A 14680-nucleotide genomic window follows, 5' to 3' on the forward strand; every position below is an offset into this window, starting at 1 on the left:
ATCCCATGAGCGAACCTCTCTCGCGCGCAACCGCGCCTGCCCCGGTACGAGATTATCTTCTCGAACTCATGGATAGGCGGTCTATCCCGGGCCTCCAGGTGGCGGTGGTCAACAACGGAGCTATCGAAATGCTCGACGTTTTCGGACACGCGAATGTCGAACATGAGGTTCCCGCAACGCATAAGTCGATCTTTTCGATCAACTCCATGGCGAAGGCATTCACGGGTGTCGCGCTGATGCAGTTAGTGGAAGCGGGGCTTCTCGATCTTTCCGCGCCGATCAACAGCTATCTCGACGATCTTCCTGAAGCGTGGAGCAACGTTACGGTTCTTCATCTCGCGACTCTCTCCTCGGGGGTGCCGGAAATCATGGTCTATACGGCGGATAATTCGACCGCCCTGATTGGGGATGGCACGGTCGAGGGCGCCTGGAAGGCCGTCTACTCGGCGCCAATGGAGTATCCAGTCGGCGAAGGATACAGCTACACTCAGACCAATTTTGCGCTGTTGGGCAGAATTATCGAACGCCTCGCCGGCAAACCCTTCGAGGAGTTTATCGCCGAACGCCAGTTCGCGGTGGCCGGGATGCCGAACACACTTTACTTCAACGACTATGACGTCATCGCGAACCGCGCCAACACCTACATGAATACGGACGTCAACGGCAAACCCTCGGGCAGGATGTCCAACAGTCATCTTAACTGGCACCCGATATTGCGTACCGCCGCCGGTCTGCATAGTACCGCAGAGGACCTGGCAAACTGGGCCATAGCGCTTCAAAATGGTTCGCTCCTGTCCAATCCGGTGAATATCGAAACGATGCGTACGGGCGTCACCCTATTTGATGGCCGACCCGGGATATGGGGTATCGGGTGGCTTGTCGGCCGGAGCGCGGCGGGTCGCCTTTCTGCGCCCGCGGGTGGCTCGAAGGCGCAGATGGCTTTCTATCCGAGTGGCGTTACAGTCGTCCTCCTCACCAACCTCATCGGCGCTTTTCCTGAACAACTCGCCCCCGTGACCGGCGACGAGATCGACCTCGGCTTTATGGACGAGATCGCCGCCCATTATCAGGCCGTCTGACCGGTCGGTCCGGCACCCAATTCGATGCGCGGAGCTCAATTCCTGCGTTCTCCGGCCGCGTCGGAATACTCATCATCTTTAGGAGATAGAAATGGACATCAAGGGTCTCGCCGCCATCGTCACGGGCGGCGCCTCAGGTTTGGGCTTCGCTACTGCCAAGAAGCTTGCGGCCGAAGGCGCGCAAGTCACCCTGTTCGACCTTAATGAGCAGGTTGGACATAAGGCGGCCGGCGAAATCGGCGGCGTCTTCGTCAAGGTGGATGTCGCCGACGACGCGAGCGTGACTGCGGGTCTGGACGTTGGCGAGCGCGCGCATGGAGTCGCCCGCATTCTCGTTAATTGCGCGGGCGTGTCGCAGATCATGAAGACGGTCGGCAAGGAATTCGTGCCGCATACGCTCGATGCCTATCGCCGTACGATCGAGGTGAACCTGATCGGCACGTTCAACACGATTTCGAAATTCGCCGCACGCGCGGCGGCCGCCGACGAAATCGACGGGGAGCGTGGCGTCATCGTGAACACTGCGTCCGTCGCCGCGTTCGACGGCCAGATCGGACAAGTTGCTTATGCCGCCTCTAAAGGCGGCATTGTCGGGATGACGCTGCCGATCGCGCGCGATCTCGCGCAGCACAAGATACGGGTGGTGACGATCGCGCCCGGAATTTTCCTGACCCCGATGGTCGAAGGGCTGCCGCAGAACGTACAGGATTCCCTGGGCACGCAGGTCCCGCATCCCTCGCGTCTCGGCAAGCCATCCGAATATGGGCTACTGGTGGAGAGCATCATTCGCAATCCCATGCTCAACGGCGAAGTGATCCGGCTCGACGGTGCTATCAGGATGGCGCCACGATAAGCCAGGGCTGCATCAGACGGCACAATTTTGGCGCGCGCCTTCGCATGCCCGAAGCTGAAGTCGATGCCTCACCTGGGTAAGTGATCATCTGCGGAAAGTGGCCAGTCTCGGAAAGCCAGTGTGTGAACGTCTCAACCATCTCGACCTTTTGCAATGCGACCTCAGCGAGTGTGGTCCAGCGCTTTGATGATATCGAAGGCACTGGCCGATGAGCGGTCCGCTCGCCGGCCTTCGCGTCCTCGAATTCGCCGGCATCGGGCCCGGACCGCATTGCGGCATGCTGCTTGCCGATTTGGGCGCCGAAGTCGTGCGGATCGACCGGCCGGGTGGGAATGGCTGGCCCAATCCCGTTGTCGATCGCGGCCGATCAACCGTGACGATAGACATTCGATCGGAAGAGGGACGCGCCTTTTGCTACGAGGCCGCAGACAAGGCTGACGTCCTGATCGAAGGATTTCGGCCCGGCGTCATGGAAAGGCTCGGTTTTGGGCCCGACATCCTGTGCGAGCGTAATCCGAGGCTTGTCTACGGCCGGATGACCGGCTGGGGCCAATCAGGCCCGCTGGCGCAAGCGGCGGGCCACGATATCAATTACATCGCCGTTACGGGCGCGCTCGCCGCTATGGGCACCGCCGGACAACCGGCGATGCCGCCGCTCAACCTTGTCGGTGATTTTGGCGGCGGATCGATGTTCCTTGCGTTCGGGATCATGGCCGCGCTGTGGGAACGTCAGTCGTCCGGACGAGGACAAATCATAGATGCGGCTATCGTCGATGGCGTGACGTCGTTGATGACGATGTTCGCCGGTCTGCTGCCCGACGGCCGCATCTCGATGGCGCGTGATAGCAACTTGCTGGCCGGGGCGTCACCCTTTTACCGCTGCTATCGTTGCGCCGACGGCGGCGAGATCGCGGTCGGCGCGCTCGAGCCGCAATTTTACCGTGAGCTCATCGCATTGAGCGGCGCGCCTTCCGATCTTCTGGATCAGCAAAATGATGAAAGCGGCTGGGCCGGGCGGTCGGACCGATTGGCCGATCTATTCGCCACGCGGACGGTCGCCGAGTGGTGTGCGATGCTGGAGGGGAGCGATGCCTGCTTCGCGCCCGTCATTGAACTGTCTTCAGCGCCCAGCCATCCGCATCTCGCCGCGCGAGAAACCTATGTAGAGGCCGACGGCCTCGTCCAGGCGGCGTCGGCTCCACGATTTTCGCGAACGCCCGGCACTGTTCGCGCGGCGCAGCCGGACGGGCGAGAAGCGATTGCCCGATGGCCTACGCAGTGAATTGTCGCCCAGATACGAAGCGTTAGCAGCCAGCCTGGCGTTCGATTACCGAGGTTATTGGAGGAGCTGACATGATACTTCCCGAGTTCGAGACAATCGAGATGTCGCGTCGCGGCCGAATTCTGACGATCATGCTGAATCGGCCCGACAAGCTCAACGCTTTCGATGCGGCGCTCCACAGGGAACTTCCGAAGGCCATCGATTTCGCAAGTCATGATCCCGGCAGCGACATCATCATCCTGACCGGAGCGGGGCGCGCGTTCAGTGCGGGTGGAGACATGAACTGGCAACAGGATGGCTACGACGAGCCAGCTCGCTTCGAGGTGACTGTCCGCGAAGCGCGGCAAATCATATTTGGGCTCATCGATTGCGAAAAGCCGGTGATTGCACGGATCAATGGTCCGGCTGTCGGTCTAGGCGCCACGATCGCGCTGTTCTGCGACATCAGCTTCATGGCCCAGTCCACCTATATTTCGGATCCCCATGTGTCTGTCGGCATGGTGGCCGGAGACGGAGGCGCGGTCATCTGGCCGCAGCTCATCGGGTTTGCCAGGGCGAAAGAATATCTTCTGACGGGCGACCGCATCCTGGCGCCTGCTGCAGCTCAAATGGGCCTCGTCAATCACGCCGTACATGATGACGAACTCGATCAACGCGTCGATGCGTTTGCGGATCGGCTCGCGTCGGGTGCCCAGCAGGCCATTCGTTATTCGAAGTTGACGATGAATGTCGCGCTGCGACAACTCGCCGCATCGATTATGGACGTGGGCCTCGGCTACGAAAGCCTGACCAATATTTCCGACGACCATCGTGAAGCGTTGTTGGCCTTTCGCGAAAAGCGTCCACCGCGCTTCGGACCAGAGCGCCCGTCGTGATAGACTTGTCGGGACGAACCGCGCTGGTGACTGGCGCCGCACGCGGGATCGGCTTCGGAATTGCACGGATGCTCGCCGAAGCTGGCGCCACGGTTGCAGTAAACGACCTTGATGCCGTGCCAGCTGAAGAGGCCGCCGCGCAGCTTGGGGGCGATTGCTTCGCCGTGCCGGGAAATGTGACGAGCGAGGCCGCAGCCCATCCCATTGTTGCCGGCGTGGTTGATCGTGGGCACGATCTGGATTTCCTGGTCAACAACGCCGGGGTCGCGGCGCCGCTGGTTCCTCTTGCGGATTTAAGCTCCGAAGATTGGCAGCATGTTATCGACGTCAATCTGAAAGGCGCATTTTTGATGAGTCAGGCTGCCGCGGCCGTGATGCGGGGCGGATGCATCGTCAACGTGGCCTCGGTTGCGGGCCTCGTAGGATTTCCGGCTTCGCACGCTTACGGCGTATCGAAGGCTGCGGTCGTGATGCTGACGAAGACGCTAGCGACCGAGCTCGCGCGGCGCAGAGTTCGCGTCAATGCGGTGGCCCCAGGCCTGATCGAGGCACCCATGCTCGATGTGATGATCAGAAATTCCGAAGATTCCGATGCACTGGCCGCAAGAATTCCCATGGGGCGCCTCGGAAGCGCGGAGGAGGTAGGTCGCGTTGTCGCTTTTCTTTGTTCTGACTCTGCAAGTTACATCACCGGCGCAGTTCTGCCGGTGGACGGTGGTTGGCAGGCCTTTGGAGCGGCTGGTCCAGCATCGCGCCCCGGCGGACCGAGTTGTTAAATGCGGACTGGTGCAGTCGGGAGCAGAACCTAGCCGGGCCCCGCAAACGCAGCGTGCGCGGCTTGATCAGCTTTCCGGTGACCTGCTGCAAAGGATCACGAATGGCATGATAACCTGCTGGCGAAGATCGATGGGGAGTTGCTAGTGATCCCATCGAGCCGGGATTCGGCTCGCATCTTCCTCCACTTTTTAGGAGGGCGCCCCTCGGGCCATTCGGGGATGCAATCGCACCCCGCGTCGGCGAGGACACCTTCGCTTCCTCCGAAATCCTTGTGCCGATCAAGCAATGTCCATCGACGGGCTGCAATGTGCGCCCCCCCCCAATAAGGCGCTGCGGATCGGAGCGGCAGCGCCGGCGTCCGCACGAATCTGTTGACATTATGATATTCTGGACGAATTGTCATATGGGCAGTTCAGCGCATGGGGACAGGAGAATATTTATGCAGGGTGCGACAAACCAAAACGCGAGGCGCACGATCAGCGCAGAGGGGCGATACTCCTATTCTCGCGGCTTGACGGGTTCCTTGTTTGCCGCTTCGGTCCTTGCTCTGTCGCCGACAGCATCCTGGGCATTTGATCCGGGCGCGGAAGACCCGGCCGCACCAGACCAGTTTACGTGGCTAGCAAATGCGCGCGATCCAAAGGCGTTGGAATGGGCGGCCGAGCAATCCAAAAAGACCATGAAGCGTCTGACCGCCAGCTCGGAATTCGCGAAGGTCGAGGCGGAAATCCGGGATGCGCGAGCTGCCAGTTCGCCGAAGCCTAGCTATTACCTTCTCCAAGACAAGGTCGTCCGCTTCGTGCGCAACAGCGAACATCGGGCCGGTGCCTTTTACGTGGCACCGCGCTCAGCTGTCACCAAGGGCGGGGCGATCGATTGGCGTCTGGCGCTGGACGTCGATGCCCTGAACGCACGCGAGAGCAAACGCTATGAGGTCATGTTCCTGAACCTGAATGTCCAGTGCATGCCACAGAAGGACCGATGCCTTATTCCCTTTGGTGATGGCGGCTCATCCCTGGTGGAATATCGCGAGTTCGACTTTTCGGCGGGGCGGTTCGTTGAAGGAGGTTTTCACAGCCCGCCAACCCGTGGCGACTTCGGCTGGCTCAATCCGGACACGATTCTGATCGGCTATATTGGCAAGCCCAGCGACCGCTTGGACAGCGGCTTTGCGCAAACGATCGTCGCCTGGAAGCGAGGAACGCCGATTGCCGAGGCCAAGCCGGTCTATTCTGCGAAATCTACCGACTCGATGGTGAGCGCAACGACGATTGGAACGGGGCCGAGCCAGCAAGTTCTGCTGAACCGCGTGCTCGACTATTCGAACTTCGAACTTCTTGTCGTGGGACAGGACGGCGCAGTCGAGCGGCTCGACCTTCCGACCAAAATGCAAAACTTCGGCACCGCCTTCGTGACTGGCAGCAAGCTTGTCGTGCAGCTCGCGGATGCAGCCGTGATTGAGGGCAGGACCTACGCGGCGGACACACTTGTATCCTATGATCCTACCGAGCCCGCAGGCCGCCGAGTCACCGAGGTGTTTGCGCCTAAAGCCGGGTCGTACGTCAACGACCCGTTCGAAGGCATTGCAGGAACAGCAGACGGGTTGGCATTCGTCGAGACCCGCAATCTCCAAAAGACACTGCTCATTGCGCGGCCGAGTGCGCGCGGGTGGACGATCACGCGTTCGCTTACGGCCGCGCCCGGCGTCGCGATGACGATCCCTAGCTATGATCGCTTCGGCTCGGGCCTGATCGTGGAGCAGACGGGTTTCCTGACACCGACCGAAATCAAGCTCGTGGTGCCCGGTCGCAAACCCGCCGCGCTGTTCAAAGGCAAGGCTGTTGTCGACGCCAGAAAATTCGTGACGGAAATTCGTTCGGCGCGGTCCCGCGACGGAACGATGGTCGACTATTATCTCGTCAGACCGAAGGAACGACAAGCAGGTCCGACCCCCGTCATTCTCGCCGGCTATGGCGGCTATGGAATCAATGTGGAACCAAGCTATTTCACGGGGGATCTCGGCTTGGGGCTCGTTTCCTGGCTAAACCGCGGTGGCGCGTTCTCGCGTGCGGCCATTCGAGGTGGCGGTGAACGTGGTTCGGCTTGGACAAATGCCGCGAAAGGCATCAACCGGCAGCTGTCGTATGACGACTTCGCGGCCGTTGCAGAGGACATGGTGAAATCGGGTCTCACCGCTCCACGAAAGATCGGCAGCTTCGGCCGCTCTTTCGGTGGCTTGCTCTCCGCAAATATGGTCACACAACAGCCCGAGCTGTTCGGCGCGTCTATTGTTGGCGTGCCCGTCACCGACCTGTTTCGCGGCGTTGACGACGGCAGCATTATCGATGCCGGCGGGGTCTCGGAGACGGGCGATCCTAAAGATCCGAAGCAGGCGTCAATCATGCTCGGTTATTCTCCTTACCAGAATATCCGCACGGGCGTGAATTACCCGCATGTCCTTACCGTGGTGTCGACCGAGGACGGACAGGTCGGGCCAGGCTATGGACGCCGCTTCGCGGCAAAACTGCAAAGCGTCGGCGCGGACTCGCTGCTTTTGGAAGGACCCACGGGCGGCCATGGTTTCCCGAACGAATTCGCCAATCCAAAAGAGCATGCCGCGCAGGTCACATTCTTTATCGAAAGCCTGATGAAATAGCCTTTCGCGCGATCTTCGCTGCCGCCCGACGTCGTTCGCGGACGTTGGGCGGCGCCGCGAGGCATACGCCTTTAATTGGATAGATCCGCGCCGGACTTTGCGACGTTTAGAATGGCCGTGGCGATTTGCCATCGAGACGGCGCTGCCGGCGGCCTAATATGGTGGAGAAGATCCGCTCGAGCAGAAGCTTCGCGCAGATATCAGGCGTTCGTCAGCCCGTCACACGAGAGCTTTCCGCTCGGCGCGGCCGTTAAGCCAGCGCGCAAGACGGCTGCGGCCTCGGCCCAGCGATAGAGCTGGTGACGTTGTCAGAGTTGGTCCAAGGTGCCCAGCTCCGCCCCACAAATCTGACCTCGTGGAGCACCGCGAATTCCAGCTATTTCTCGATGGCTGACTCGCGAACAAATTTTGCGAAGTCGCGCGACAGCTGGGCTCGCTGCTCATCATATCTGTAGACGATATGGCCCGCTTCATAGCATCGGTTTTCGATGCGTCGAGCAAGGTCGTAAGGAAGGGTCGCGGTCACGATCTCATTGCCTTCGCACATGTTCAGCGGATCGTAACGGCCCGTGATAACGAGCACGCGCAGCGACTTGTCCCGCTTCAGCGCATTGACGATCCACGGCGGATTCAACTGGGCAAGCTTGGTGACTTCGCCGGTTGCAATCAGATCCTGCATCGCTTCATCGGTCATCCCCGGCTGGTTGTAGTGAAATTGCTGCCGGGTTGTTTTGGCGGGCGGTCCGGGCGTCGGCATATAGCCGCGTTCGATACCGCGATACGTAAGGTCGGTCGTATATTGCAGCTCGCCGCGCATATAGGCGTCGAGCGGCCCTTCCGCCCACACATCTTCGCTGCCGTCGGAAATGCGTGTGTCGATATCGCTCAAAGGACGGGTCAGATCGCCCCCGAGGAACTGCGCAAGATAGGTATTGACCGGAACCACCAATGTCTTGCGGTTGACGAGTTCGGGTGAAACGCCGGTGTAGCGCGCCAATGCAAGCGCGACTGCCTCGCGCTCAGCGTCGGTCAATTGTGCAATTCGCGCCAACGCAGGTTGATAGACATTACGCGCCCAGTCGAGGGCCTCTCTCATCGTCTCTGCGCGATCACGCATGAGTTCGGGCGGCAATTTTTTGTAGAAGAATGCAGTGGCCGTGCGCGCGGGCACATGCATCGCATTATAGAATTCCGTCGGTTGGGAAATGTTGGGGATGTCGCCCGAGATCAACAACGCTCCGGCAACCGGCACGCCACGCTGTCCAAGCTCATCGACGACGGCTGCTGCGCGAAAGACGCCATAGCTCGTCCCGCCGATATACAGGGGCTGCGAATTCGCCCGGAACCGCGTCCGATAGGCGCGAATAAACTCAACCGTCGAAGCGACATCGCCCTGAAACTGAAAAAATTCTGGAGCAAACTCGGGTTTCGCCAAACGGCTGAAACCGGTTTCCATCGCATCCATGAAGACCAGGTCGCTGTCCGCGAGCAATGTGACGGGATTGTCCACGAAACCGCCCTCGCTTCGCACTCTCGGGCCCGCTCCCAACGTATGGAAGTTCCACGACGCGGCAGTTGGGCCACCATTCCACAGGAAGGAGATGGGGCGATTTTCCTTACGCCCGACGGCATGATAGGCGACAAAGAACATGTACCCGCGCACTTCACCAGTCTGTTCATTTCGAATGGGAAGGCGACCAGCTCGCGCTTCATAGGCGAGCGGACCGCGCGGCGTGTCGATCTTGTGCTTTGTCACGATGATCGGCTCGTCACCTTGAACGACCGGGTCGATCGTCCGGACCGGCAAGGTTTGCGCCAAGGCCAATTCGCCGCCAAGCATCGCCAGGCAAGTCATGACCAACGGGCCGGCCAACCGTCTGCGACGCGCCGCCACCACCTGGCGTCCAGCGGCAAAGTCGCATTCCAGGCGCGGCTGCGCGTTCAATCGATTTCTGGAAAACATCATTCGCTATTGCCTCGCCTCATTCCTGAACCCGCCCATAAGGACAAGTTCAGGCTAGACAGTCAAGTCTAATTGGATATTTTGTCAGGCCTCAGTCATTCTTGTCGATTTCGATGCGCATAGCGTGGGCTGCCGGAAGGGGCGAGGGCACCCTCTGCCTTCGGCTTCGGCATCATCCCGCGGTACGCATAATATCAGCTGTTTCGCAGCAAGGTTTGTCCTTCAACCGGCCTTGGAAAGGACGTCGATAAGCTGCTCGATATCATCACGGCCATTGTGGACCGAGGGCGCGATCCGGATCTTGTCTGGTTGTAAAGTGACCGCAATTTGCGCCTCTGCGAGTTTCGCCTGCACCCGTTCGCGCAATCCAGGCCTCTCGAAAACGACAAAAGGACTGGCGGCGCCGCGGGGCGTGAGCGCCGCATAGCCGAGGTCCGGAAGAGCTTCCTGCAGGCGGTCCAGCAGTCCTGCCCGATGCTTCGCGAGCCGGTCGAGACCGATGCTCTTGATATATTTCATCGCGGCCACGGCAATGGTGAGACTTCCCCACGCCGGCGTACTGACTTCGAACAGGCTGGCCGTATCGGTTCCGAGCGCCCACTCTCCGCCGGCGGGCCCGGGCGGCTGGCTTGGCAGGGCATGCATCTGGAATTTTTTAACGCCGCGCCAGCCGAGCTGCACGCGCCGCAATCCTGCCAGTCGGTCGGCGCGAACATAGAGAAACGCCGTGCCGAAATCGCCCATCAACCATTTATAGGCACCGGCGCAGCAGAAATCGACGCCAGAGGATCGAACGTCGATCGGAAAAGCCCCGGCCGCCTGGATGATATCGGCAAAGACGAGCGCACCGCGCGCATGCGCGATTTCGCATACGCGGCGCAGGTCATGTGTGTGTCCCGTCACGCTGGATACAAGCGTAATCGCTACCAGCCGCGTGCCAGGAACGATCGCGGTTTCAAGCGCGTCATAGTCGATCGTACCGCCCGTCGGCGCGATGACGCTCAATGGCATTCCGAGCTTGTGCCGCTCCCCGTACATGGCGAGCGAAGCGCTATAGTGAAACGAGTCCGTGACGACGCCGGCCCCGGGCCCGAGATTGAGGGCGTCCGCGATCAGATTCTCGCCCTCGTTCGTGCTTGGAACGACCGCGACTTCCTGTGGATCTGCGCCGATCAAAGAGGCAAATTCCGACACCGCTGCATCGCGGTCATTGTTAGCCGGATAATCGTGCCAGCTGTCTGTTCGCCTGGTGTCCAGATGCCGCCAACCGGCGTTCGCCGCCACATTTGGCAGAACATGCGTATAGGCGGCGTTGAGGTGAATGCCCTTATGCGAAAAGGCGGTTCGATCGGGCAGCGGCAGCTTTGTTTTTCCACCCTCGCCCGCATCAGCGATGCCGGAGCGAAAGGCTGAAGATGCGCCTAAGGGCGCGGCTGTCGCTGCGTAAAGAAGCCCGCGCCTGGTTAACATATCGCCTCCACTTCACGGCCTGATAACATAGGACCAAAGACCGAATGTCATCAACTAACCCCGTCGACTGCGACTGCACCAGCCGGCCCTCAACCAGCCAACACCAGAAAATCTGTCTGATTACCGATCGGCGACCGCCAAGGCTGCCAGACTGCTCCTGACATAATGTCCAGAGGAGCACATTGTTAAGTGTCGCGGGCATACTTTGCAAGAGGTTCGGCTTCTCAGCGTCTGATCGGGCGGAAGCGCCAGGCCCCGCGGTCCATTTTTGCTCGTCACCCCTCCGCGAGCGGCACCCCAAGACATTCCGCAGTTTTGCCCGAAGCGGTTCCGTCGACGGGAGTCATGAAGGTCGCGCCTGACCATTTGTCGATCGCTGCTCTGGCAAAGCGACACCAAAGCAATATGAAATTCACGGGCATAGGTGGGAAGCATCATCGCAAACGAACGTCTCGGATCGCGCCGACTTCTGCTACAGGATGACCTCGCCGGAGGGGATATCACCTCGGGTCGGTTTCGACCGTACGGGGTAAATGAGAAGAAGGACATCATGATCATCGCCAAAGACACGATGGATATCGTCGCAATCGAACTTCCTTCAGGAACCCGTGCCGTGCTGGAAGGGGTTGCCGCCGAGAATTTTACGACCCCGGAGGCGCTCATGTCGCGTTACGTCCTGGACGGCATCGAGCAGACGATATTGGGGCGCCGGTTCGACATGGCGCTCAGAGGTGAGGCTGGCTGCCAAAAATATTGATTGCCATTTTTGTGCCGGACTTGGCCGTTCCGGTCTGGTCCTAGGCATGGAGTGATGGACGCGGCGGCAAATCGTCGAGGACGGCGAGATTGAGCCGGACGCATCAGCGCTCACAGCGACGGAGCACGGCAGCGCCACGGATCGCTGGTAGCGCGTTTTGGATGTGAGCATCTGCGTGCGGGTGGGCGAGTCGCTCGTTCGACGCCTTTTCGCTCCGTCTCATTCAGAAAATTGTTATGACATTATGTCAGGTATAGACGCTTTACAGTGATTTATCTCGCCGGTTATGCGCCGGGATGAGCTGTTACTTCAGAAATATCTATTTATTTCAAGATATTGAGACCTTTTATGCATTGTAGGCAGATCATCAGCCGAGCGTGACAAATTGTCCATTTAGTATTGACGTAAACCGCATTGGCGCGCATGTCCTCGATATACGGCATTGGGGAGTCAAGACGATGGGGACAAACGTGCGCAAGCTGCAGATCAAGACCAGCCAATTGGGCGGACATGTCGGCGTCGCGAGCGCGGCGTTGATCGCCGCTTCGATGTGGGCACCGTCCGCCACCGCGCAGGAGGCGCCATCCGCAGATGAGGCGCTCGCGACCGACATTGTCGTCACGGCAAACAAGCGCGAAGAACGCGTGAGCCGCGTCGGGGGATCGGTCGTCGCGGTGTCCGGCGCCAAGCTTGAGGAGCGCAGCGCAACCAGCCTGCAGGATTATCTTGCGCTCATACCCGGTATCTCGATCCAGTCACAGGGCGCGGCTGGCTGGGGCGTGGTCCAGATCCGCGGTGTCTCGTCGCAAAATGTCTCTGCTGCCACCGCCACCTATATCGACGAGATCCCGGTCGGCGCATCCAGTTCTACCGTGCGGTCGAACTTCTACACGGTCGATCTGGACCCAGCCGACCTAGAACGGGTTGAAGTCCTGAAGGGGCCGCAGGGAACCCTCTATGGCGCATCGTCGATGGGCGGCGTGATCAAATATGTGACGCGCCGTCCCAGCCTGACCGACACCGAAATTCGAGCCTCGGAGGATTTTTATGTCGTCGAAGGCGGCGATATCGGCACGAAGCTGCGAGCCTCGCTTTCGACCCCGCTCGTCGAGGGGAAGGCGGCTGTTCGCGTAAGCGGCTATTATCGCCGCGACGCGGGTTATATCGACAACCTGCAACTCGGCCGCCGCGATATCAACAAGGGCGACGCCTGGGGTGTTCGCGGTTCACTCTTTTTCAAGCCGGTAGAGACTGTTTCGGTTGCCCTGACCGGTCTCTATCAGCAGTCGAAATACGGCGGTCTCGCAGTAATCGACCTCGACCAGAACACGCTCGAGCCGCGCGACAGGGACCTGTCGCAGCGTCGCTATGTGCCCGAACCCTTCTCCGCGAAGAACCTGCTTTTGTCAGCTGAGATCAAGTGGGAATCCGGCGCGGGCACGCTTATATCCGCAACCAGCTTTTCGCAAAGTCGGCCCAAGGATTCCACCGACTTTACCGAATATTACAACGGCTTTTTCGGTGTCGCGCTCGACAACCCCTTCTCCAATAATGGGAGAAGGCACGCGACGGACAAGATTACGCAAGAGCTGCGGTTCAACTCGAGCCGGCTTGGTGCGGTGGAATTTATCGTCGGCGGCTATTACACTCATGAAAAGCTGAGTGACGTCCAGGCCTATGAATTCATGGGCCCCGACTTCCGCCCGGACCCGACGCAAGATCCCCTCGGCCTCGCTGAACGCAACGGGCAGCTCGACGAATATGCCGCGTTCGTCAACGCGACCGTCTATCTGTCCGAAGATTTCGATCTGACGGGTGGCTATCGCCATGCCCGCATCGATCAACAAGGCACGCGCCGCGATTCTGGCCTTCTATTCGGCGAAAGCGCGTCAGCGTACAGTATTTCCGAAGATGCCGACACGTTTCTCGCAGGACTGCGCTGGCGGGCGACCGACAATATCCTCTTCTATGCCCGGGCCGCGAGCGGCTACAGGCCCGGCGCTTCGCGCGGTGTGCCGCCGGGCGCGCCTCCGGGGTTTGCAGATTTCTATACGTCGGATTCGCTTTGGAGCTACGAAGCGGGCGTGAAGGCGACGGGTCTGAACGGGCGTTTCTCTGCCGAGCTGTCCGGCTTCTGGATCGACTGGTCGGATATCCAGACGCTCATTCCAATCGATATGGTGATCGTCAGCGGCAATGCGGGGACCGCGCGAAGCCGGGGTTTCGAAGCGCTGGCGAGCTATATGCCCGTGCGCGGCCTGACCTTGAGCGGAAATGTCTCCTATACTGATTCGCGTTTCACCGAGGACAATGCCGCCACCGGCGTTCTCGACGGCGACCGGCTGTATTATGTTCCAAAGTGGCGGGCGCTCGCGTCGGCAGACTATAATTTTGCCGTGGGCAATCTCGATGCCACGATCGGGGGCGAGGTCTCCTACACCTCCAACGTCCTCGATCTGACGCGCTTCCCATTGCCATCCTATACAATGATCGGGCTTCACGCAGGGATCAAGAAGGACAATCTCTCGGTCAACTTCTACGTGAAAAACCTGACGAACCGGCGCGCATGGACAGGGTCTTCGGGCTATTATCCGGATTTCTTCTATCAGCCGAGTATCGTTCAGCCGCGAACGTTAGGAGTGACATTCAGTCAAAAATTTTGACGCGACGCTGCGGCGACTTTGAAAAAGGAAGTCGCCGCGGAATGTTGTTTCGGGCGTTGCAAAAGACACGTCGCCCCGGCCTGCCGCTTTCCGTCCGCTTATGTCCGGAAGTTCGCAAAATATATTCGATGGACGTCGCGTGCCGTCGTCCGGCTCGCTGCAATATGAGCAACGAAGGCAACGTTACGTGGGCAGCGCTCCTTGAGACAGAATTTGATGTTGGTTGAATATCCTATGCGAGCAAAAATTCTTGTCGTTCCACATATCCGTTCATTGGCCGACGGCCGGACCGGCGATCGCAAAAG

10 protein-coding genes are annotated in these 14680 nt (G+C 59.7%); 8 read left to right on the forward strand and 2 right to left on the reverse strand.

The annotated features are described in order from the left end of the window. The first annotated feature begins 5 nt into the window (after positions 1-5). The 6 genes from HDC35_RS18020 (at position 6) to HDC35_RS18045 (ending at position 7522) form a co-directional block, all read left to right on the forward strand. A complete protein-coding gene (locus HDC35_RS18020) occupies positions 6-1079 on the forward strand; it encodes a serine hydrolase (RefSeq protein ID WP_184648783.1) in 1074 nt (357 codons plus the stop codon). 91 nt (positions 1080-1170) lie between these two features. Beyond that, the gene (locus HDC35_RS18025) at positions 1171-1932 is read left to right on the forward strand and encodes an SDR family NAD(P)-dependent oxidoreductase (RefSeq protein WP_184648784.1); all 762 of its coding nucleotides are present in this window, start codon (positions 1171-1173) and stop codon (positions 1930-1932) included. Between the two features lie 208 nt (positions 1933-2140). Further along, positions 2141-3214, forward strand: coding sequence for a CaiB/BaiF CoA-transferase family protein (locus tag HDC35_RS18030; protein ID WP_184648785.1), 1074 nt, complete (start codon positions 2141-2143; stop codon positions 3212-3214). Positions 3215-3285: 71 nt separating this feature from the next. Continuing rightward, on the forward strand, positions 3286-4089 hold the full coding sequence (locus tag HDC35_RS18035; protein WP_184648786.1) for an enoyl-CoA hydratase/isomerase family protein: 804 nt from the start codon (positions 3286-3288) through the stop codon (positions 4087-4089). Then, positions 4086-4865, forward strand: a complete 780-nt coding sequence (locus tag HDC35_RS18040) for an SDR family NAD(P)-dependent oxidoreductase (RefSeq protein ID WP_311770799.1) — start codon at positions 4086-4088, stop codon at positions 4863-4865. The genes HDC35_RS18035 and HDC35_RS18040 overlap by 4 nt, the downstream gene beginning before the upstream one ends. Positions 4866-5305: 440 nt before the next feature. After that, positions 5306-7522, forward strand: coding sequence for a prolyl oligopeptidase family serine peptidase (locus tag HDC35_RS18045; protein WP_184648787.1), 2217 nt, complete (start codon positions 5306-5308; stop codon positions 7520-7522). 376 nt (positions 7523-7898) lie between these two features. Here the strand turns inward: HDC35_RS18045 and HDC35_RS18050 are convergent, their stop codons facing one another. Together HDC35_RS18050 and HDC35_RS18055 are read right to left on the reverse strand one after the other, a co-directional pair. Next, positions 7899-9488, reverse strand: a complete 1590-nt coding sequence (locus tag HDC35_RS18050; protein ID WP_184648788.1) for a S10 family serine carboxypeptidase-like protein — start codon at positions 9486-9488, stop codon at positions 7899-7901. Positions 9489-9707: 219 nt separating this feature from the next. Continuing rightward, complete coding sequence (locus tag HDC35_RS18055) at positions 9708-10769, reverse strand: aminotransferase class V-fold PLP-dependent enzyme (protein WP_184648789.1); 1062 nt, start codon at positions 10767-10769, stop codon at positions 9708-9710. 736 nt (positions 10770-11505) lie between these two features. Here HDC35_RS18055 and HDC35_RS18060 point away from each other — a divergent pair. After that, a complete protein-coding gene (locus HDC35_RS18060) occupies positions 11506-11712 on the forward strand; it encodes a hypothetical protein (RefSeq protein ID WP_184648790.1) in 207 nt (68 codons plus the stop codon). A gap of 458 nt (positions 11713-12170) precedes the next feature. Beyond that, the gene (locus tag HDC35_RS18065; protein ID WP_184648791.1) at positions 12171-14375 is read left to right on the forward strand and encodes a TonB-dependent receptor; all 2205 of its coding nucleotides are present in this window, start codon (positions 12171-12173) and stop codon (positions 14373-14375) included. Positions 14376-14680 lie beyond the last annotated feature (305 nt).

It is taken from the genome of Sphingopyxis sp. JAI128, assembly GCF_014207235.1.
Lineage (GTDB): Bacteria > Pseudomonadota > Alphaproteobacteria > Sphingomonadales > Sphingomonadaceae > Sphingopyxis.